Source organism: Geodermatophilus sp. SYSU D00758 (genome assembly GCF_054049955.1).
In genome coordinates this window covers 24,189-43,849 of record NZ_JBJGYK010000033.1, presented here as the reverse complement: position 1 = coordinate 43,849, position 19,661 = coordinate 24,189, and the positions used below count along the sequence as shown (strand labels likewise).

20 protein-coding genes and 1 pseudogene are annotated in these 19,661 nt (G+C 76.0%); 10 read left to right on the top strand and 11 right to left on the bottom strand.

The window, feature by feature from the left end:
- Positions 1-127: 127 nt before the first annotated feature.
- The 5 genes from ACI8AC_RS19630 to ACI8AC_RS19610 all read right to left on the bottom strand — a co-directional run bounded on the left by ACI8AC_RS19630 (position 128) and on the right by ACI8AC_RS19610 (position 7,475).
- On the bottom strand, positions 128-1,771 hold the full coding sequence (locus ACI8AC_RS19630) for a carbamoyltransferase family protein (protein ID WP_456899513.1): 1,644 nt from the start codon (positions 1,769-1,771) through the stop codon (positions 128-130).
- A 190-nt stretch (positions 1,772-1,961) separates the two neighbouring features.
- Positions 1,962-3,428: an Nramp family divalent metal transporter gene (locus ACI8AC_RS19625; protein WP_456899512.1), complete on the bottom strand. Its 1,467-nt coding sequence runs from the start codon at positions 3,426-3,428 to the stop codon at positions 1,962-1,964.
- A gap of 120 nt (positions 3,429-3,548) precedes the next feature.
- Positions 3,549-5,276 (bottom strand): RecQ family ATP-dependent DNA helicase, encoded by a 1,728-nt coding sequence (locus ACI8AC_RS19620; protein ID WP_456899511.1) that lies wholly within the window; start codon positions 5,274-5,276, stop codon positions 3,549-3,551.
- A 168-nt stretch (positions 5,277-5,444) separates the two neighbouring features.
- Positions 5,445-5,885, bottom strand: coding sequence for a flavodoxin family protein (locus tag ACI8AC_RS19615; RefSeq protein ID WP_456899510.1), 441 nt, complete (start codon positions 5,883-5,885; stop codon positions 5,445-5,447).
- Between the two features lie 366 nt (positions 5,886-6,251).
- Positions 6,252-7,475: a DUF2786 domain-containing protein gene (locus ACI8AC_RS19610; protein ID WP_456899509.1), complete on the bottom strand. Its 1,224-nt coding sequence runs from the start codon at positions 7,473-7,475 to the stop codon at positions 6,252-6,254.
- A 106-nt stretch (positions 7,476-7,581) separates the two neighbouring features.
- On the opposite strand from ACI8AC_RS19610, the gene ACI8AC_RS19605 reads away from it, so the two are divergent.
- The 8 genes and pseudogenes from ACI8AC_RS19605 (at position 7,582) to ACI8AC_RS19570 (ending at position 12,629) form a co-directional block, all read left to right on the top strand.
- Positions 7,582-7,977: a TOBE domain-containing protein gene (locus ACI8AC_RS19605; RefSeq protein ID WP_456899508.1), complete on the top strand. Its 396-nt coding sequence runs from the start codon at positions 7,582-7,584 to the stop codon at positions 7,975-7,977.
- A gap of 94 nt (positions 7,978-8,071) precedes the next feature.
- The gene (gene modA, locus ACI8AC_RS19600) at positions 8,072-8,884 is read left to right on the top strand and encodes a molybdate ABC transporter substrate-binding protein (RefSeq protein ID WP_456899507.1); all 813 of its coding nucleotides are present in this window, start codon (positions 8,072-8,074) and stop codon (positions 8,882-8,884) included.
- Positions 8,881-9,687 (top strand): ABC transporter permease, encoded by an 807-nt coding sequence (locus tag ACI8AC_RS19595; protein WP_456899506.1) that lies wholly within the window; start codon positions 8,881-8,883, stop codon positions 9,685-9,687. Before modA ends, ACI8AC_RS19595 begins: the two co-directional genes overlap by 4 nt.
- Before the next feature lie 26 nt (positions 9,688-9,713).
- Positions 9,714-10,160 (top strand): annotated as a pseudogene (locus tag ACI8AC_RS19590) (ATP-binding cassette domain-containing protein); the annotation flags it as partial.
- 120 nt (positions 10,161-10,280) lie between these two features.
- Positions 10,281-10,736: a TOBE domain-containing protein gene (locus ACI8AC_RS19585; protein WP_456899514.1), complete on the top strand. Its 456-nt coding sequence runs from the start codon at positions 10,281-10,283 to the stop codon at positions 10,734-10,736.
- A gap of 12 nt (positions 10,737-10,748) precedes the next feature.
- Complete coding sequence (locus ACI8AC_RS19580) at positions 10,749-11,321, top strand: nucleotidyltransferase family protein (protein WP_456899505.1); 573 nt, start codon at positions 10,749-10,751, stop codon at positions 11,319-11,321.
- Positions 11,318-12,160: an ATP-dependent sacrificial sulfur transferase LarE gene (larE, locus tag ACI8AC_RS19575; protein ID WP_456899504.1), complete on the top strand. Its 843-nt coding sequence runs from the start codon at positions 11,318-11,320 to the stop codon at positions 12,158-12,160. The genes ACI8AC_RS19580 and larE overlap by 4 nt, the downstream gene beginning before the upstream one ends.
- A gap of 58 nt (positions 12,161-12,218) precedes the next feature.
- The gene (locus ACI8AC_RS19570; RefSeq protein WP_456899503.1) at positions 12,219-12,629 is read left to right on the top strand and encodes a molybdenum cofactor biosynthesis protein MoaE; all 411 of its coding nucleotides are present in this window, start codon (positions 12,219-12,221) and stop codon (positions 12,627-12,629) included.
- 12 nt (positions 12,630-12,641) lie between these two features.
- On the opposite strand, the gene ACI8AC_RS19565 is transcribed toward ACI8AC_RS19570, so the two are convergent.
- The 6 genes from ACI8AC_RS19565 to moaA all read right to left on the bottom strand — a co-directional run bounded on the left by ACI8AC_RS19565 (position 12,642) and on the right by moaA (position 17,274).
- Positions 12,642-13,160 (bottom strand): GAF domain-containing protein, encoded by a 519-nt coding sequence (locus ACI8AC_RS19565; protein WP_456899502.1) that lies wholly within the window; start codon positions 13,158-13,160, stop codon positions 12,642-12,644.
- Between the two features lie 8 nt (positions 13,161-13,168).
- On the bottom strand, positions 13,169-13,387 hold the full coding sequence (locus ACI8AC_RS19560) for a hypothetical protein (protein WP_456899501.1): 219 nt from the start codon (positions 13,385-13,387) through the stop codon (positions 13,169-13,171).
- A 95-nt stretch (positions 13,388-13,482) separates the two neighbouring features.
- Positions 13,483-14,523, bottom strand: a complete 1,041-nt coding sequence (locus ACI8AC_RS19555) for a hemolysin family protein (RefSeq protein ID WP_456899500.1) — start codon at positions 14,521-14,523, stop codon at positions 13,483-13,485.
- The gene (locus tag ACI8AC_RS19550) at positions 14,516-15,901 is read right to left on the bottom strand and encodes a hemolysin family protein (RefSeq protein ID WP_456899499.1); all 1,386 of its coding nucleotides are present in this window, start codon (positions 15,899-15,901) and stop codon (positions 14,516-14,518) included. The genes ACI8AC_RS19555 and ACI8AC_RS19550 overlap by 8 nt, the downstream gene beginning before the upstream one ends.
- A gap of 66 nt (positions 15,902-15,967) precedes the next feature.
- The gene (locus ACI8AC_RS19545) at positions 15,968-16,219 is read right to left on the bottom strand and encodes a MoaD/ThiS family protein (protein WP_456899498.1); all 252 of its coding nucleotides are present in this window, start codon (positions 16,217-16,219) and stop codon (positions 15,968-15,970) included.
- A 2-nt stretch (positions 16,220-16,221) separates the two neighbouring features.
- The gene (gene moaA / locus ACI8AC_RS19540) at positions 16,222-17,274 is read right to left on the bottom strand and encodes a GTP 3',8-cyclase MoaA (RefSeq protein ID WP_456899497.1); all 1,053 of its coding nucleotides are present in this window, start codon (positions 17,272-17,274) and stop codon (positions 16,222-16,224) included.
- A 171-nt stretch (positions 17,275-17,445) separates the two neighbouring features.
- Here moaA and ACI8AC_RS19535 point away from each other — a divergent pair, with 171 nt between their 5' ends.
- Entirely contained in the window at positions 17,446-18,702 is a 1,257-nt protein-coding gene (locus tag ACI8AC_RS19535; RefSeq protein ID WP_456899496.1) for an MFS transporter, read from the top strand.
- 70 nt (positions 18,703-18,772) lie between these two features.
- Positions 18,773-19,612, top strand: coding sequence for an aldo/keto reductase (locus tag ACI8AC_RS19530; protein ID WP_456899495.1), 840 nt, complete (start codon positions 18,773-18,775; stop codon positions 19,610-19,612).
- The last annotated feature ends 49 nt before the right edge of the window (positions 19,613-19,661 follow it).

The following is a 19,661-nucleotide window of genomic DNA, read 5'->3' as shown; positions in this document are numbered from 1 at the left end:
CCCCCCCCCCCCCCCCCCCCCCCCCCCCCCCCCCCCCCCCCCCCCCCCCCCCCCCCCCCCCCCCCCCCCCCCCCCCCCCCCCCCCCCCCCCCCCCCCCCCCCCCCCCCCCCCCCCCCCGGCCGCGGATCAGCGCTGGGTGGGCCGCGCCCGGCGGACGACGAACGGGCCGATGGCGAGCAGGTCGACGGGGGCCGAGCCGAAGCACTCCAGGGCGTCCCGCGGGTCGTCGACCATCGGCCGGCCGGCGGTGTTCAGGCTGGTGTTGACCACGACCGGCAGCCCGGTGCGCCGCTCGAAGCACTCGAGCATGCGGGCGACCAGCGGCTCGTCGGCGCGGTCGACGGTCTGGATGCGCGCCGTCCCGTCGACGTGGGTGACCGTGGGGATGCGGTCGCGCCAGTCGGGGTGCACGTCGTGGACGAAGAGCATGTACGGCGAGGGGATCGGCCCGCGGCCGAAGATCTCCGGGGCCCGCTCGGCCAGCACCATCGGCGCCACCGGGCGGAACTGCTCGCGGCCCTTCACGTCGTTCATCCGCTCGAGGTTGGCCTCGAAGCCGGGGTGGGCGAGCAGCGACCGGTGACCCAGCGCGCGGGGGCCGTACTCGCTGCGGCCCTGGAACCACGCCACGATCCCGTTGTCGGCGAGCACGGCGGCGACGGCGTCGGCCACGTCGTGCGGGCGCTCGTAGTCGATGGCCGCGGTGATCAGCCAGGACTCGATCTCCTCGTCGGTCCAGCCCCGTCCGAGGTCGGCGCCGGGCATCGGCGCGGTGGTGTCGCCGAGCTCGGTGGCCACGGCCATGGCCCCGCCGAGCGCCGTCCCGGAGTCGCCGGCCGCGGGCTGAACCCAGACGTGCTCGAACGGGCCCTCGGCGGAGATGCGGCTGTTGGCCACGCAGTTGAGCGCGACGCCGCCGGCGAGGGTCAGCGCGGAGTCGCCGGTCCGGCCGTGCAGCCAGCGGACGAGGTCGAGCATCGTCTCCTCCAGCCGCAGCTGGACGCTGGCGGCGAGGTCGGCGTGCGCCTCGGTCCACTCGTCGCCCTTGCCCAGCCGCGGCGCGAACTCGGCGAAGTCGATGCGCTCGGTCCGGAAGCCGCCGTCCCCGGTCGCGTGGACGTAGGGCTCGAGCTCGGCGGCGAAGCGCGGCTTGCCGTAGGAGGCCATCGCCATGACCTTGTACTCGTCGGAGCTGCGCAGGAAGCCGAGGTGCTCGGTGAGGTCCTCGTAGAGCAGGCCCAGGGAGTGGGGGAGGGCCTGGCTGGCCAGCACCTCGAGCTGCCCGTCGGTGTAGCGGCCGGCCAGGTGGCTCACCGCCTCGCCGCGGCCGTCGAGCACCAGCACCGAGTTGGTCGGGTAGGGCGCGGCCAGGCCGGCGCTCGCCGCGTGCGCGACGTGGTGCGGGACGTACCGGACCCGCTCGGCGGCCAGACCGGGCAGGTGGTGGGCGAGGAAGGACGGCGCCTTCTCGGCGTACATCTTCCGCATGACGTCGCCCTCGTCGTACAGCCCGGTCTCCTCCGGACTCGGCATCAGCCGCGGGTCGAAGGAGTAGGCGACGGCGTCCAGGTCGGCGGGGGTGAGCCCGGCCTCGGCCAGCACCCAGGCCGCCGAGAGCTCGGGCAGCTCCCAGGCGCTCCACGGCAGCGGTCGCTTGCCGTGCTTGCGCCGGCTGAACCGCTCCTCCTCCGCCGCCGCCACGACCTCGCCGTCGACGACCAGGGCCGCGGCCGGGTCGTGGTAGAGCGCGTTGATGCCGAGGACCTTCACCCGTGTACTCCTCTCGCCGGGAACGCCGATCGCCCGGGCACAGGGGTGATCATGAGGGCGCCGGCGTCGTCCTGCAGTGCGAACGCCGGCCGGGAGCCCGGGGATCACCCGCCCGTGCGCGTGCCGCGGCCCCCTCCCCGCCGCCGGGAGGCGGCCGGGGCACGGGAGGTCGCGGCGCGCCCGGCGCCGGTCAGCCGCCGCCGAGCAGGTTGCCGACCTGGTCGATCAGCAGGATGACCGAGAAGAACCCGTAGAAGAGCACCGCCCAGAACAGCGCCACGAGCCGCACGCCGCGGGTGCGGAACTGCTCCGGCAGCGTGTGCCGGTTGAGCTGGATGAGCAGCGCCGAGTACACGAACATCACCAGGCCGTTGAGCGAGCTGGCGATCACCAGCAGGATCAGCGGCTGCGTCACGCCCGACAGCAGGATGGCCGAGCCGAAGACGATCTCGGTCCAGACCACGGCGAAGTAGATCCGGCTCTCGCTCCACCGCGGGTTCTCGCGCAGGACCCCGGTCTTCAGGACGTCGGCGGTCACCCGGCCCACCATGTCGAGCACGGCGAGGTTGGTCGAGAAGAGCACCACGGTGCCGATCAGCCAGAACGTCGTCGACAGCCAGGCGCCCTGCTCCGCGCCCAGCGCGTCGCCCTGCTGCCGGATGAAGTCGAAGCTCTCCGCCTCCGTGGTGCCGACCCCGATGGTCGAGTAGGCGAGCATCATGAAGGTCAGCAGCGCGATCAGCCCGATCACGAAGAACGTGACGAACTGCTCGCGGTCGGCCACCCGCCACCAGTCCCGCCACCGGCGCAGGTTCGCCTCGTCGCGGCGGCACATGAAGCCGGTGGTCGGGGCGGCCACCTCCTCGCCGGTGAACGGGGAGACGACCTTGGGCAGCCGGGCCCCCATCGCCAGGCCCTTGTCGCGGACCCAGTTCGACTGGGCCAGGTTCATGGCACCGCCGGCGCCGGCGAAGGCGATCGCGCCGAGCAGGGTGGCGGTGCCGATCTGGCTCACCGCGTCGGGCAGCTCGCCGACCGAGACCAGGCCCTCGGCCAGGCCCGAGTAGCCCTCTCCGCCGACCAGGAAGACCAGGGCGTAGATCAAGAACAGGACGATCAGCCCCACCATGAAGAACTGGATCTTCTCCACGGTCTTGTAGACGACGGGCGAGGCGGTGAGGACCAGCCCGATGAGGACGAGGACGCCGATCGTGATGTAGGGGACGGCGTCCTCGCTGAAGCCGAAGACGAACCCGAGCGTCGTCGTCCCGCCGGTCGCCCAGCCGGGCCAGGCCCAGGGGACGACGGTCATGATGACGAACAGCCAGCTCCACGGCTTCCAGAGCCGGGTGAAGCCGGTGACCGCGGTCTCGCCGGTGACGAGCGTGTAGCGCTCGATCTCCATGTTGAGGAAGTACTGCGTCAGGACGCCGATGACGACCAGCCACACGACGGCCAGGCCCACCTGCGAGGTGATGTAGGGCCAGAGGACGAACTCGCCGGACCCGATGGCCCCGGCCAGCAGCAGCACGCTGGGGCCGATGACCTGCCTGATGTGCAGCGGTTCCGGCAGGTCGGCGTACGGGACGGGCGGCAGCGCCTTGCTGGGCAGCTCGGTCGCCAGGTGCCGGGGCTCGGAGGTCTCGTGGGTCGCCATGGCTCCTCCTGGGCCGGTCGGAGCGTCTCGGCGCCCCGGGTGGCGACGAACGGTATGACCTGCGTCACACCGTGGCAAGACGGTGGTGCCCGGGGCGGCTCGCCGGTCGCCACCCCGGGTTCAGCCGCGGCGGGTGAGCAGGTCGTTCTCGGTGACGGCGGCCAGCGCGAGGGTCTTGTAGCCGACCTCCTCGAACAGGACGACGACGCGGTCGTCCTCGACCCGCATGACGACCCCGGGGCCCCACTCGGCGTGCTCCACGGGCGTCTGCGCGGGGAAGGGCGTGTCGGCGTCGTCGCCGACCGGCTGGTCCTGCGAGAGCCCGGCCGAGCAGTTGTCGCAGTTGCCGCACGGGTGCTCGAGCTGCTCCCCGAAGTAGCCCAGCAGGAACTGCCGCCGGCAGTCGGTGGTCTCGGCGTAGCCGCGCATCATCTCGACCCGGCTCTGGTCGACCCGCTCGTGGTGCTCGGCCAGCTCGTGCGCCGCGGCGGCCGCGTCGGCCGGGTCGGGGGCGCCCTCGGCCGGGTGGGCGGCGCCCTCCTCGTCGAGCACGACGGCCGAGACCTGCTCGAGCAGGTTGAGGTCGCGGGCCAGCGGGGTCGCGGCGCGGCCGGTCTCCTCCCGCAGCTGCTTGACGTCGACGCCGTCCTCGATGCCCGCGGCCTCCGCGGCCGCGACCAGGCCGGCCACCTGCTGCAGCTCCTCCTCCGGCGGGATCCCCGCGGCGAAGAACTTCCGGACCCCGAGGTCCTCCTGCCGGTAGACCAGCAGTGCCAGCGCGGGCTGCCCGTCGCGGCCGGCCCGGCCGATCTCCTGGTAGTAGCTGTCGAGGGAGTCGGCGGGCTCGGCGTGCACGACGAAGCGGGTGTCGGGCTTGTCGATGCCCATGCCGAAGGCGGTGGTGGCGACGACGACGTCGAGCTCGTCGGCCATGAAGGCCCGCTGCACGTCCTCGCGCTCGGACTTCTTCAGCCCCGCGTGGTAGGCCCGGGCCCGCAGCCCGCGGTCGGCCAGCTCACCGGCCAGCTCCTCGGTGCCCTTGCGGGTGGCGCTGTAGACGATGCCGGGCACGCGGCCCTCGCCCACCTCGGCCAGCACCCGGTCCAGCACCGCCTCGTGCTTGGTGTGCGCGTCGGCGTGCTGCTCGACCTCGAGCCGGATCTCCGGCCGGTCGAACCCGGCGACGACCACCTCCGGATCGCGCATGCCGAGGCGCTCGACGATCTCCGCACGGACCGGCGGGGCGGCGGTGGCGGTGAGCGCGAGCACCGTGGGGTGGCCCAGCTGCTCGACGACGGCGCCGAGCCGCAGGTAGTCGGGCCGGAAGTCGTGACCCCAGGCGGACACGCAGTGCGCCTCGTCGACGACGAACAGGGTGGGCCGGGTGGCGGCGACGGCCTCCACCACCTCGGGCTTGACCAGCTGCTCGGGCGCGAGGAACAGGTAGCGGACCGTTCCGTCCGCCAGCCCCTCGAGGGCGGCGCGCTGGTCACCGGCGGAGAGCGCCGAGTTCAGCTGCGCGGCCGAGCCGGCGAGCGTGTCCACCTCCTCGAGGCGGGCGACCTGGTCGCGCTGGAGGGCGATGAGGGGGGAGACCACGAGCACGGGGCCGTCGGTCAGCCGGCCGGCCACCTGGTAGACGGCGGACTTCCCGGCTCCGGACGGCAGCACGGCGAGGGTGTCGCGCCCGGAGACGACGCTCTGCATCGCCCGCTCCTGGCCGGGGCGGAAGGTCTCGAAGCCCAGGAGCTCGCGGGCGGTCTCGCGGATGCGGCGGGTGCGGACGGCGGCGGTCTTCCCCGCCGGGTTGTCCGCGCTCGTCGGCTCGTCCTTGCCGGTGCGTGTCACCGGCTGCCTCTCCCCGGGGCGCGTGATCGGCAAACGGGACGCGGGTGGGACACCCGCCACCCCGGTTCCCCTCACGCCTGCCGCGCCACCCCGGCGCCTCGCCGCCCGCAGGGCGTTCCCCGGGGAACGCCCTGCCGCCCCGCCCCGGGTGTGCCTGCGGGGACGCCGTCAGAGGCCGACGGCCACCGTGGCCGCGAGCTCGCGCACCGCTTCCAGGTCGTCCTTCCCCGGTGCCCCGGTCAGGCTCAGCGGCGCCGCGACCCGCTTCCACCCCAGCGCCCCGGTGATCCGGTCGATCGCGGCGAGCGCGCCGGCGGTGTCGTCGTTGCCGTGCACGTAGACGCCGTGCGGCAGCCCGACGGTGGCGTCCAGGCACGGGTAGTAGACGGTGTCGAAGAAGTGCTTCAACGCCCCCGACATGTAGCCGATGTTGGCCGGCGTCCCGAGCAGGACGCCGTCGCACGCCAGCAGGTCGGCCGGCCCGGCGGAGAGCGCCGGCCGCAGGGTCAGCTCGACCTCCTCGACCATCGCCGCTCCCTCCTTGACCGCCTCCAGCACGGCCTGCATCGCGGGCGACGGCGTGTGGTGGACGACGAGGAGCCGGGGCACCTCCGCATTCTCGCCCGGGTCCGCGGCGCGCGTGGAGCGTGCCCGTGACCGGGGCGTTGCCGCGGGGACGTCCTCAGCCGGACGTCGGGGCAGCGGTCCCGGTGGCGAGGCGGCGGTAGGTGGCGGTGGCTTCGGAGGAGAACCCGTCAGGCGCCGTCTCCGCCTCTCGGCGGTGGAAGCGCGCTCGTCGGCGCTCGTGTCGAAGCCGAGACCCCGGGCGGGCGCGGACACCCGTCGACCACCCGGGACGTCGCCGGACCGCCGTCCCATGTCGAGCCGCAGGGCGCGGCACCGGCTACCGGGGGAGTCGCCGCAGGTGGCGGACACCGGGTGAGCGGGGGTGTTCCCGAAGGAACGCCCCCGGCGTCACCGCAGGGACGACCGGCGGGTGCCGACGTCGGCGCGCTCGGCGGCGGCCCGGCCGGCGAACCAGCCGCCGGCGTCGACCGAGGCCCGGCTGCGGCGGCTGCGCACCCGCGGGAAGAGCTCGGCCGCCCGGGCCTCGACCGCCTCCTGGCGGCTGCGCAGCACCGGGAGCAGGTCGACGCCGTGCTCGGCCGCCGCCTCGGCGGTGGCCCGCCGCCGCGCTGCCTGCAGCCGCTCGCCGATCCGGGCGGCGTAGCCGAGCAGGAACGAGCGCCGGAACGAGCGGGACGCCGCACCGCGTGCCGCCCCGCGCTCGGCCGCGGACAACCCCTGGGCGACCTGCAGCAGCAGCGACGTGAACAGCAGCTCCACCGCGTCGAGGTCCGGCGGGGCGCCCACCAGGTTGGCGATGCCGAGCCGCCCGTACCAGACCAGCCGGACGTCGTTGGCCTCCGCGACCGCGGCCAGCAGCTGCATCCGGGCCCGCACGTACGGCTCCGCGACGTGCACCCGGCGGGTGCCGACCTCGGCCCCCGGGGACGGGGACGGGGACGGGCCGGGCCCGAGCAGGGCGGCGTCGACCGCATGGCGGGTCATCAGCTCCTGCGCCTTCGCGGTCAGCGCCTCGGCCTCGTCGGGGAACTCGGTGGACTCGGCCTTGGCCAGCAACCCGCGGATGCGGCGCAGCACCCGGGAGTCGTCGGGCGCCGCCCCGGCGCCGGGGGCGGGCCGGGAGCGGGGCGGGCCCCACCGGGACGGGGGCGGCATGAGCACGTCGAGGCGGGCCAGCCAGCGCAGGGAGGCGGCCAGGAGCAGGACCACGCGCCACGCCTCCCGTGCCGGGCGCCGGTGCGCCCGGTGCCAGGCGGCCACGACCGCGGGCTCGCCCGGGGAGAGGGCACCGAGCTCCCGCAGCTGCTCGACCCAGCCCTCCGGCGCCCGGCGCTGCGCACCGCTGGCCCGCGCGTGCTCGGCGATCAGCGCCACCGCCAGCGGGGCGGACCGCGCGGACGCCTCGCGCGCCACCGCGTGCACGACGTCCGCGGGCTGCCAGCCGCGTTCGAAGGCCTCCTCCAGGGCGGTCAGCAGCACGCCGGTCGCCGCACCGGCGCGGTCGACGGCGGGGTCGAGCGCCGCCAGCTCCTCGGCGGCCGCGGGGAGCCCCTCGTCGTCGGGGAACATCCGGGCGAGCAGCAGCGTCCGGACCCGTGCGTCGTCAGCCATGCCGGCGATGCTGCCCGCCGGCGCCCGCGGCACCCGGGACCGCCTGGGGACGGCGGGGTGCCGTCCACAACCCCGGCGGCGGGGTGGCGGCCCCTAGGGTCCCCCCGTGGCCGCCTCCTACCGCATCGCCGAGGCCGCGGAGCTGCTCGGCGTCAGCGACGACACCGTCCGCCGCTGGATCGACAGCGGCCGGCTGCCCGCGCGCCGCCAGGGCGGGGCGCCCGCCCAGGTCGCCGGCGCCGACCTGGCGCGGGTGGCGGCGCAGCTGCACGACGCGCCCGAGCCGGGCGCCACCCGCTCCTCCTCGGCACGCAACCGGCTCACCGGCATCGTCACCCGCGTGGTCCGCGACACCGTGATGGCGCAGGTGGAGCTCCAGGCGGGTCCGTTCCGGGTGGTGTCCCTGATGTCGCGGGAGGCCGCGGACGAGCTGGGGCTGGAGGTCGGCGTCCGCGCCGTGGCGACGGTCAAGGCCACGCAGGTCAGCGTCGACGTCCCCTGACCCCACCCCACCACGTCGCCTGCACGCGGGGGAGCTTGCGCAGACGCGCACCGATCTGGTCTCCTCCTCCCGCACCTGCGGACGGGAGGACGATGTGCGCGACCGCATCCGAGGCACGCTGACCGGCGCGGCGCTGCTCGCGCTGGCCGGCTGCGGGGGCGGCTCCGCCGACGGCGCGGGGACGGCGGCCTCCGGCGCCCCGGCCGACGAGCAGCTCGGCGGCACGCTCACCGTCTTCGCCGCCGCCTCGCTCACCGACGTGTTCACCGAGCTCGGCGAGCAGCTCGAGCAGGAGAACCCGGGGCTGTCCGTGCAGTTCAGCTTCGTCGGCAGCTCGGCGCTGGCCACCCAGATCACCCAGGGCGCCCCCGCGGACGTGTTCGCCTCCGCCAACCCACCGCAGATGGCCGTGGTCACCGACGCCGGCCTGGCCGCCGGCGACCCGGAGGTGTTCACGACCAACGTGCTGGAGATCGCCGTCCCGGCCGGCAACCCGGCCGGGGTCACCGGCCTGGCCGACTTCGCCCGCGAGGACCTCGCCCTGGCCCTCTGCGCGCCCGAGGTGCCCTGCGGCGCCGCCTCGGAGCAGGTCCTCGCCGCGGCGGGCGTCACGGCGGCCCCCGACACCCTGGAGGAGGACGTGCGCGCGGCGCTGACCAAGCTGGAGCTCGGCGAGGTCGACGCCGCCCTGGTCTACGCCAGCGACGTCGCCGCGGCGGGGGACGCCGCCGAGGGCGGTGCGGTGGAGGGGATCGCCTTCCCCGAGGCCGAGGACGCCGTCAACGACTACCCGGTCGCCGTCCTCGCCGACGCGCCCAACCCGGACGCCGCCGCCGCGTTCGTCGAGCTCGTCACCTCCGACACCGGGCAGCGGGCCCTGGCGGACGCCGGGTTCCGCGCCCCGTGAGGCGGCGGCGGGAGACCGGCGTCCCCGCCCCGCTGCTGGTCCCGGCGGCGGTGGCCGTCGCCTTCCTGGTCCTGCCGCTGGCCGGCCTGCTCATCCGCACCCCGTGGGCGGACCTGCCCGCCCAGCTGGCCGAGCCGGCCGCCGGGCAGGCGCTGCGGCTGTCCCTGGTGTCGGCGACCCTGGCCACCGGCGTCTCGCTGCTGCTCGGCGTCCCCCTGGCCTGGGTGCTGGCCCGGTCGCGGGCGCGCGGGCGCTCGGTGCTGCGGGCGCTGGTGACCGTGCCGCTGGTGCTGCCCCCCGTGGTCGGCGGCGTCGCCCTGTTCCTGGTGCTCGGCCGGCAGGGCATCGTCGGCCGGTGGCTGGACGACGCCTTCGGGGTCACGATCCCGTTCACCACGACCGCGGTCGTCATCGCCGAGACCTTCGTGGCGATGCCGTTCCTGGTGATCAGCGTCGAGGGTGCACTGCGCGCCGCCGACGCCCGCTTCGAGGACGCCGCGGCCACCCTGGGCGCCGACCGGTGGACGACGTTCCGCCGCGTCACCCTCCCGCTGGTGGCTCCCGGGGTGGCGGCGGGGGCGGTGCTGTGCTGGGCCCGGGCCCTGGGGGAGTTCGGCGCCACCATCACCTTCGCCGGCAACTTCCCCGGCACCACGCAGACCATGCCGCTGGCGGTCTACCTCGAGCTGCAGAGCGACCCGCCGGCGGCGATCGTGCTGTCGGTGCTGCTGCTCGCCGTCTCCCTGGGCACGCTGCTGCTGCTCCGCGACCGCTGGCTCCCCCGCAGCGGAGCGGCCGCGTGACCCTGACCGCGGCGGTCGAGGTGCGGCGGGGGGCGTTCACCGTCGCGCTCGACGTCGCGGTCGCGCCCGGGGAGGTGCTCGCCGTCCTCGGGCCCAACGGCGCGGGCAAGTCCACGCTGCTGCGGGTGCTCGCCGGGCTGCTGCTCCCCGACGCCGGCCGGGTGGCGGTGGGGGACGACGTCTGGGACGACGTGGCCGCGGGGCGGCACGTACCCGCCCACGAGCGCCGGCTGGGCATGGTGTTCCAGGACCACCTGCTCTTCCCGCACCTCTCGGTCACCGAGAACGTCGCCTTCGGGCTGCGCACCCGCGGCGTGCCCAAGGCCGAGGCGCGGGCCGCCGCCCGGGGCTGGCTGGCGCGGGTCGGCATCGGGGAGCTGGGGGACCGGCGGCCCGCGCAGCTCTCCGGCGGCCAGGCGCAGCGCGCCGCCCTGGCCCGCGCGCTGGTCGGCGACCCCGCCGTCCTGCTGCTGGACGAGCCGCTGTCGGCGCTCGACGCCCGGACCCGGCTGACCGTGCGCGCCGAGCTGCGCCGCCACCTCGCCGACTACCCCGGCAGCACCGTGCTGGTGACCCACGACCCGGTCGACGCGATGGCGCTGGCCGACCGCGTCGTGGTGGTCGAGGGCGGGCGGGTCGTGCAGGAGGGGACGCCGGCCGAGGTGAGCCGGCACCCGCGGACGGACTACGTCGCCCGGCTGGTCGGCCTGTCCCTGCTGCCCGGGACGGCGGACGGCACCGGTGTGCGGCTGGACGGCGGCGGCAGCGTGGCGGTCGCCGAGGAGGCGTCGGGCCCGGTCTTCGTCGCCGTCCGCCCCGAGTCGGTGGCCCTGTACCTCAGCCGGCCCGAGGGCAGCCCGCGCAACGTGTGGCCGGCCCGGCTGGTCTCGGCCACCCCGCACGGGGCGACGGTGCGCTGCGAGCTCGACGGCGAGGTGCCGATGATCGCCGACGTCACCGCGACCGCGTTCGCCGAGCTCGGGCTCGCGCCCGGGGTCGCCGTCTGGGCCACCGTGAAGGCCTCCGAGATCGCGGTCTACACCCGCTGAGAGGCTGGAGGGGTGAGCGCAGTCGCCGGGATGGTCCTGGCCGCCGGGGGCGGCCGCCGCTACGGGATGCCCAAGGCCCTGGTCGAGTACGAGGGCAGCCTGCTGGTGGAGCGGGCCGTGGCGACGGCGGCGGCCGTCTGCGACCCGGTGCTGGTGGTGCTCGGCGCCCGGGCGGTCGACGTCTGGCGGACCGCCCGGCTGGGGAACGCCGTCGTCCTCGCCAACCGCGACTGGGAGACCGGGATGGCGTCGTCCCTGCGCACCGGGCTCGACGGGCTGCGCGGCTGGCCCGGGAGGGTGGACGCTGCCCTCGTGCTGCTCGTCGACATGCCCGGGATGACCCCGGCGGCCCTGCAGCGGGTGGCCGCGCACGCCGCGCCCGACGTGCTGGCGGTCGCCACGTACGACGGGGTGCGCGGCCACCCGGTGCTGCTGGGCCGGGAGCACTGGGCCGGTGTCGCGGCCACGGTCACCGGGGACGAGGGGGCCCGCCGGTACCTGGCCGAGCACGAGGTCACCGAGGTCGACTGCACGGGGCTGGCCGACCCGGTCGACCTCGACGTCCCCCCGGCGGGGGCCCGGTGAGCACCGACCCGACGCGACCGCTGCCGCCCGGCCCGCTCGCCGAGGCCGCGGAGCGCTTCGCCGGGGCGCTGGGCGACGCCGGGAGGGTCGCGGTGGCCTTCTCCGGCGGCGTGGACTCCAGCGTGGTGGTCGCGCTGGCGGCCCGCGCCCTGGGCCGGGACGGCGTCGTCGCCGTGCTGGGCGTCAGCCCGAGCCTGGCCGCCGACGAGCGCGCGTCCGCGCGGGCCACGGCGGCGCAGGTCGGCGTCCGCCTGGTCGAGGTCCGGACCGCCGAGCTCGACGACCCCCGCTACGTCGCCAACGCCGGCGACCGCTGCTACTTCTGCAAGCACGAGCTCTACACCCGCTCCTTCGCCGAGGTGGTGCGGGCGCACCGCGTCGACCTGCTGCTCAACGGGGACACCGCGGACGACGCCGTCCGCGGCGACCGCCCGGGCAGCCGGGCCGCCGCCGAGCTCGGCGTCCGCCGCCCGCTGGCCGAGGCCGGCATCGGCAAGCGCACCGTGCGGGAGCTGGCGCGGACGCTCGGGCTTCCCGTCTGGGACAAGCCCAGCGCGCCCTGCCTGGCCAGCCGCATCCCCGTGCACACCCCGGTCACGATCGGCGACCTCGGCCGGGTCGAGCGGGCCGAGGCGGGCCTGCGCCGGCTCGGCCTGCGCGACCTCCGGGTCCGCCACCTGGGGGCCCGGGCCCGCGTCGAGCTCTCCGCGGAGGGGCAGGCCGCCCTGGCGGACCCCGCCTTCGCCGAGGCCGTCCGGGCGGCGGTGCGGGCCGGCGGCTCGGCGGGCGGGGGCTACGACGAGGTGGAGTTCGCGGCGGCCCCGCTGCGCCGCGACTGACCGACGGGTGCGCACCGACCGGCCGATGCGCACCCGCCGCCCGGGTACCGTCGGCGCCGTGATCGCGCGAGTCGTCGACGTCCCCCTCTCGGTCGCCGAGCACGAGGACGCCGTGGCCGACAAGCGGGCCGGCGCGGTGGTGTCCTTCGCCGGTGTCGTCCGCGACCACGACGGCGGCCGGTCGGTGACCGAGCTCGAGTACGTGGGGCACCCCACGGCGCAGGACGTGATCGCCGAGCTCGCCGCCGAGTTCGCCGCCCGCCCCGAGGTCCACGCCGTCGCCGTCTCCCACCGCATCGGGCTGCTGGGCATCGGTGACGTCGCCCTGGCGTGCGCGGTGAGCGCCGGCCACCGCGGCCAGGCCTTCACCGCCTGCGCCGAGCTCGTCGACGAGGTGAAGAAGCGGCTGCCGATCTGGAAGCGCCAGGTCTTCACCGACGGCGAGGAGGAGTGGGTCGCCTGCCCCTGAGCGGGCGGCCGGTCAGAGCCGGTCGGTGGCCCGGCGCCCCCGCGGTGCGGGCGGCGGGTCGGAGGGCGGCACCCCCGCCGCCATGAGCGTGCTGATCATCCGTGCCGCGAACTCCACCTGCGGCAGGTCGCGGGTCGCGCTGCGGGGCCGGGCGCGGAAGCCCAGGCCGCAGACCGTGCCGAACAGCTCCCCGCCGGCCGTCACCAGCGGGACGCCGATGTAGGCGGCGACCCCGGTCAGCGGCCCGAGCCGGCGCGAGGCGTAGGCGGGGACCGCCGCGGTCACCGTGGCCGCGCGGGGACCCTCCCCCACCGTCATCAGCTGGCAGAAGCTGTTCGCCCAGGGCAGCGCCGACCCCGGTGGCAGGACGGCGGCCGGGTAGGCGTGCAGCACCACCTGCAGGTCCCCGACGACGCGGGTCACCGCCCACACGTCCCAGCCGAGCTGGTCGTGCAGGAACTCCAGCGCGCCGCACGCCGCCCCCGGGAAGTCCCGCCAGGGGGCGACGTCGGTGATGCCCGGCCCCGACACGTCCTCGGCTAGGACCCCCGCCGGTCGTCGCGGAGGTCCCGCTCGGCGTCGCCGTGCTCCCGTGCGGTGTCCGCCCGCTCGGCGGCCTCCTCCTCGGCCTCGCCCTCCAGCCGCCGGGCCTCCCCGGCGACCTGGGCGGCGGCGTCCCCGTGCGACTCCCCGTAGAGCTCCTCGGCCCGGCCGTAGAGCTCCTCGGCCTTCGCCCTGGCCTTCTCCCAGATGCTCATGGGGTCATCCTCCCGCGCGGGGGTGGGCGGCGCAGCGGGTTCGGCGACCCGCTGCGGGTCCGGTGGTGCGCTGCGGGGCCGGCGGTCCGCTGCGGTCAGCGGTGCACGGTGTCGCGGATCTCGCCCACCAGCTCCTCGAGGATGTCCTCGAGCGCGACGACGCCGACGACCGCGCCGTCCTCCAGCGAGCCGCCCTCCACGACGGCGGCGAACTGGGCGCCGCCGGCCTGCATCGTCTGCAGCGTCGAGCGCAGGTCGCCCCGCGCCGGCACCCGGGGCAGCGGCCGGGTGATGTCGGCCACCCGGACGTCGGGCCGGCCGTCGTCGACCAGCACGTCCTTCACGTGCACGTACCCGGTGAACGAGCCGTCCCGGACGACGGGGAAGCGGGAGAAGCCGGTGCGGGCGGCGGCCCGCTCGACGGCCACCGCGGAGTCCGCGGCGTCGACGGTGGTCAGCGACGCGCGGGGGATGAGGACCGAGCGGGTGTCGCGGTCCTCCAGGGTCAGCGCGCCGGTGAGCAGGTCGTGCCCGCGCTTGTCCAGCAGCCCGCCCTCGCGCGACTGGTCGATCAGCCCGGCGACCTCGTCCCGGGTGAAGGAGCTGGTCACCTCGTCCTTGGGCTGCACCCGCAGCAGGCGCAGGGTGGCGTTGGCCAGGGCGTTGAGCACCAGGATGACCGGCTTGAGCACGGTGACCACCGCGCGCAGCGGCGGGGCCAGGGCCAGGGCGGCCCGGTCCGGACCGGCCAGGGCGAGGTTCTTGGGCACCATCTCGCCGATCACCACGTGCAGGGCCACGACGAGGGTCAGCGCGATGACGAACGAGATCGGGTGCACCAGCGCCTCGGGGACGCTGAACGCCTCGAACACCGGCTCCAGCAGGTGGGCGACGGCCGGCTCGCCGATCGCGCCCAGCCCCAGCGAGCACACGGTGATGCCCAGCTGCGCGCCGGCCATCATCAGGGAGACCTGCTCCATCGCCCCCAGCGTCGTGCGGGCGCGCCGGGACCCGGCCTCGGCCAGCGGCTCGATCGACGAGCGGCGGGCGGAGATCAGCGCGAACTCGGCGCCCACGAAGAAGGCGTTGGCCAGCAGCAGGACGACGGCGACCAGCACCCCGACCCAGTCACCCACGGGAGGCCTCCTCGACCGTCTCGGACGCCGGGACCGCGCCGACGCGGGCCCGGTCCACCCGGGTGCCGTCGAGGCGCTGGACCTCGACCCAGACCCCGCCCAGGTGGCCCTCGGCCTCGCCGGCCAGCTCGGGGGGCAGCGGGCGCACCGCGGTCACGCGGTCACCGGCCTCGGGGATGCGGCCCAGGTGGTGCAGGACCAGCCCGCCCACCGTCTCGTAGTGCCGGTCGGCCGGGACGGGCAGCCCGGTCAGGGCGGTCACCTCGTCCGGGCGCAGCAGCCCGGAGACCGACCACGAGCCGTCCCCGAGGTCCACGGCCTCGGGTTCGGGCTCCTCGTCGTGCTCGTCGGAGACGGCGCCGACCAGCTCCTCGACCAGGTCCTCGACGGTGACGACGCCGTCCGTGCCGCCGTACTCGTCGACCACCACCGCCATCTGCAGGCCGCCGCGGCGCAGGTCCACGAGCAGCTCGTCGAGCTGGCGGGAGGTCGGCACGAACATCGCCGGCACCATCACCCGCTCCACCGGCACGTCGGAGCGCTGCGACCGCTCGACGCCGAGCGCGTGTTTCACGTGGACCATCCCCACGACGTCGTCCGCACCCGCGCCCGCGACGACGGGGAAGCGCGAGTGCCCCGACTCCCGCGCCGCGGCGAGCACCGCCGCGACCGGGGCGTCCACCGGGACGGTGGTCATCCGGATGCGGGGGGTGGCGACGTCGCTGGCCCGCAGCTCGCCGAAGGCCAGTCCCCGCTCGAGCAGCGTGGCGGTCCCCTCGGGCAGGGTGCCGACGGCCCGCGAGCGGCGGACCAGGGAGGTCAGCTCCTCCGGGGAGCGCGCCGAGGCCAGCTCCTCCTGGGGCTCGACGCCGAACACCCGCCGCAGGATCACGTTGGCCCAGCCGTTGAGCAGCCGGATGACCAGCGCGGTGGAACGGGTGAACCCGCGCTGGAAGCCGGAGACGGCGCGGGCCACCCGCAGCGGGTCGGCGATGGCGAGGTTCTTGGGCACCAGCTCGCCGAACACCATGGTGAGCGCGGTGGCCAGCACCAGGGCCAGGGTGATCGAGACCGACCGGGCGGCGGTGCCGGAGAGCCCGACGCCCTCCAGCGGGCCGCGCAGCAGCGCGGCGATCGAGGGCTCGGCGACGAAACCGATGGCCAGGTTGGTCACCGTGATGCCGAGCTGGGCGCCGGAGAGCTGGGTCGAGAGCGTGCGCAGGGCGGCGAGGACGCCGGGCGCCCGGCGGTCGCCCTCCTGGACGCGGCGCTCGACGGTGGCCCGGTCGACGGTGACGAGGGCGAACTCGAAGGCCACGAACCCGGCGCAGGCCAGCACCAGCAGGATGCCGACGAGAACGAGCAACCACTCGATCACCGGGTGCCGCCCGGCGGGAGGGCAGGGGAAGGGGGATGGTGAGGCAGCGCCGTCACGGCGTCGGGATCAACCTCCGGCGAACGGGGGCAGCACGTCGACGACCACCCCGGGTTGCAGCTCCAACGAGCGGTCGCGGGTCTGTGTTCCGTCGACCAGGAACGAGCAGGCGGTGAGCACCCGCTCCAGGCGCTCGCCGTGCGCGGCCACGACCTGCTCGACCAGCTCGGCGAGGGTGCCGGCGGTGCGGGTCTCGGTGTCGACGCCGGCGGCCGCGCGCGCACCGGCGAAGTACCGCACCGTGACGGTGGGGCCGGCCACGCTCAGCCCCCGATGGCCGACATCGGCCGGGACGGCTGCAGGAAGCTCGGGTCGTCGATGCCGTGGCCGGGCAGCTTGGCGAGGGTGGCGATCCGCCAGCGGTCGGCCAGCTCCCGGTCGGTGGCGCCGTCGCGCATCGGCGTCCGCAGGTCGGACTCCTCGCGGGCGAACAGGCAGTTGCGGATCTGCCCGTCGGCGGTCAGCCGGGTGCGGTCGCAGGTGCCGCAGAACGAGCGGGTGACCGAGGCGATGACGCCGACCGTCGCCGGGCCGCCGTCGACCAGCCAGCGCTCGGCCGGCGCCGAGCCGCGCTCCTCGGTGTCCGGGGTCAGCGCGTGCGCCGCCGACAGCCGCTCGAGGATGTCCTCGGCGGTGACCATCTCCCCGCGGGTCCAGGCGTGGTGGGCGTCCAGCGGCATCTGCTCGATGAACCGCAGCTGGTAGCCGTGCTCCAGGCAGTAGTCGAGCAGCGGGACGGCGTCCTCCTCGTTGATGCCGCGCAGCAGGACGGCGTTGACCTTCACCGGGGTCAGCCCGGCGTCGCGGGCGGCGGCGAGGCCGGCCAGGACGTCGTCCAGCCGGTCGCGGTGGGTGAGCTGCTTGAAGCGGTCCCGGTCGAGGGTGTCGAGGCTGACGTTGATCCGGTCCAGGCCGGCCGCGGCGAGCGCGGGGGCGACCCGGGCCAGGCCGATCGCGTTGGTGGTCAGGCTGACCTCGGGCCGCGGGGTGAGCGCCGTGGCGGCCTGCACGATGCCGACCAGGCCGGGCCGCAGCAGCGGCTCCCCGCCGGTGAAGCGCACCTCGCGGATGCCCAGCTGCTCGACGCCGATGCGCACCAGCCGGGCGACCTCGTCGTCGGTGAGCACCTCCACCTTGGGCAGCCAGTCCAGGCCCTCCGGCGGCATGCAGTAGCTGCACCGCAGGTTGCACCGGTCGGTGAGCGAGACGCGGAGGTCGGTGGCCACCCGGCCGTGCCGGTCGACCAGGCCGCCGGTGCCCGGGACCGGGTCCGGCCGGCGCGGGACCGGGTCGGGCAGCGGCGTCGGCGAGGTCACACCCCGAATGTAGTGGCGGAGTCCCGGTCCGTGCCCGTCCCCCGGACAGGGGACGGCGCCGGCCGGTGAAACCGGGGCGGTGCCCGGTCGGCGTTGCTACGGTCGCGGGGCCACCCGAGAGACCTGCGGGCCGACCGCACTCGCCTGTGGCCAGGAAGCGCGAGAACGTCCGTGTCACCCCGCACCGTCTTCGGTCCCTACGTCCGCCTGTTCGCCGTGCCCGGGTCCCGGGCCTTCTCCTTCGCCGGGTGGGTCGCCCGGCTGCCCATCCCGATGCTCGGTCTGGGCGCCGTGCTGCTGGTGGCCGGCGAGACCGGCAGCTACGCCCTGGCCGGGGCGGTCTCGGGCACCCTGGCGCTGAGCTTCTCCGTGGCCAGCCCGCAGTGGGCCCGGGCCATGGACCGCCGCGGCCAGGGCCCGGTGCTGCGCTGGGCCATGACGGCCTACGCGGCCTCCGGGGTCGCCTTCGTCGCCGCCGTGACCGCGGGTGCGCCCCGGTGGAGCTGGTTCGTCCTGGCCGCGCTGTGCGGGGCCAGCGGTCCCAACATCGGCTCGCTGGTCCGCGCCCGCTGGGCCGCCGCCCTCGAGGACGCGCAGCGCCGGCAGACCGCGTTCGCGCTCGAGGCCGTCGTCGACGAGGTCGTCTTCGTGGTCGGGCCGCCGCTGGTCACGCTCCTGGCCACCCTCGTCGCGCCGCCGGCCGGCTTCCTCACCGGGATCACGCTGGGGGCCCTCGGCGGGTTCTGGCTGGCCGGCCAGCGCGGCTCCGAGCCGGTGGTGCAGCCGCCCGACCCCGACGCGCCGGCCCGCCGCTGGGCCGCCCTGAACCGCGCGGTGCTCGTGGTCTCGGCCACCTACCTCGCCATCGGGGCCGTCTTCGGCGCCGTGGACGTCGTCGTCATCGGGTTCGCCGAGGTGGAGGGCGTGCCGGCCCTCGCCGGGCTGGCGCTCGCGGTCTTCGCCGGCGGCAGCCTGCTCGCCGGGCTGGTCTACGGGGTGGCCCGCCTGCCCGGGGGCCTGAGCGCGCGGTTCCTGGGGACGGCGGTCTTCTTCGCCCTCGCCGTCCAGCTGCTGTGGGGCGTCGGCTCGATCGCCGTCCTCGTGGGCGTGGGGTTCGTGGCCGGGCTGGCCATCGCGCCGGTCCTGGTCTCCGGGACGTCGCTGGTCGAGGCCCGGGTCCCCCGGTCGGCGCTGACCGAGGCGCTGTCGTGGACCACGACCGGGCTGACCCTCGGGGTCACGGCCGGGTCCGCGCTGGCCGGGGCCGCCGTCGACGCCTGGGGCGCGGAGGCGGCGTTCGCCGTCCCCGCGCTCGGCGCGGCGCTGGCCGGGCTCGTGGCCCTGGCCGGCGCCCCGCTGCTGCGCCGCCCCGGGGCGCCGGGCGCCGCTGTGACCGGCGCACCGGTTGGCCGCTCCGTGGCCGGGTAGGCGTCCCGGGTCGGCAGCGCGCGACCCGGTCGCGCGCGCCTCCCCGAACCCGTCCCGAGAGGAGTCCCCTGTGGCCACCGTGCCCACGATCCGGCTGAACAACGGCGTCGAGATCCCGCAGCTCGGCTTCGGCGTCTACCAGGTCCCGCCGGAGGACACCGCCGAGGCGGTCGGCGCCGCCCTGGAGATCGGCTACCGGCACATCGACACCGCGGAGATGTACGGCAACGAGAAGGGCGTCGGCGAGGCCATCGCCCGCTCGGGCATCGACCGCGGCGAGGTCTTCGTCACCAGCAAGCTGAACAACGGCTTCCACCGCCGGGACGACGCGCTGCGCGCGTTCGACCGGACGCTGGCCGACCTCGGCACCGACCACCTGGACCTGTTCCTCGTCCACTGGCCGCTGCCGACGATCGACGTCGACTACGTCGAGACCTGGAAGGCCATGGAGGAGATCTACGCCTCCGGTCGCTGCCGGGCCATCGGCGTCTCCAACTTCCAGCCGCACCACCTGCGCCGGCTGTTCGCCGAGACCGAGGTCCGGCCCGCGGTCAACCAGATCGAGGTCCACCCGTACCTCGCCAACGACGAGGTGCGCACCTTCGGCGCCGAGCACGAGATCGTCACCGAGGCATGGTCGCCGATCGCGCAGGGCAAGGTGCTCGACGACCCGGCGATCACCGAGGTCGCCCGGGCGGTCGGCCGCACCCCGGCCCAGGTCGTGCTCCGCTGGCACGTGCAGCGCGGCGACGTGGTGTTCCCGAAGTCGGTGACCCGCTCCCGCATGGAGGAGAACTTCGCGCTGTTCGACTTCGAGCTCGACGAGGGGCAGATGGCCACCCTCACCGCGCTCGACCGCGGCGAGCGCACCGGCCCCGACCCGGACACGTTCGACTACGTCCCCGGCTGAGCCGGACCCAGCCCGGGACGTGTCGGGATCCCGTGATCCCGCACGTCCC

Excerpts from the sequence above, each read along its gene's own strand:
- ACI8AC_RS19560 (WP_456899501.1), bottom strand. The coding sequence starts at position 13,387 with ATGAGCATCTGGGAGAAGGCCAGGGCGAAGGCCGAGGAGCTCTACGGC.
- ACI8AC_RS19625 (WP_456899512.1), bottom strand. The coding sequence starts at position 3,428 with ATGGCGACCCACGAGACCTCCGAGCCCCGGCACCTGGCGACCGAGCTG.
- ACI8AC_RS19610 (WP_456899509.1), bottom strand. The coding sequence starts at position 7,475 with ATGGCTGACGACGCACGGGTCCGGACGCTGCTGCTCGCCCGGATGTTC.
- ACI8AC_RS19585 (WP_456899514.1), top strand. The coding sequence starts at position 10,281 with ATGGCGCTGGCCGACCGCGTCGTGGTGGTCGAGGGCGGGCGGGTCGTG.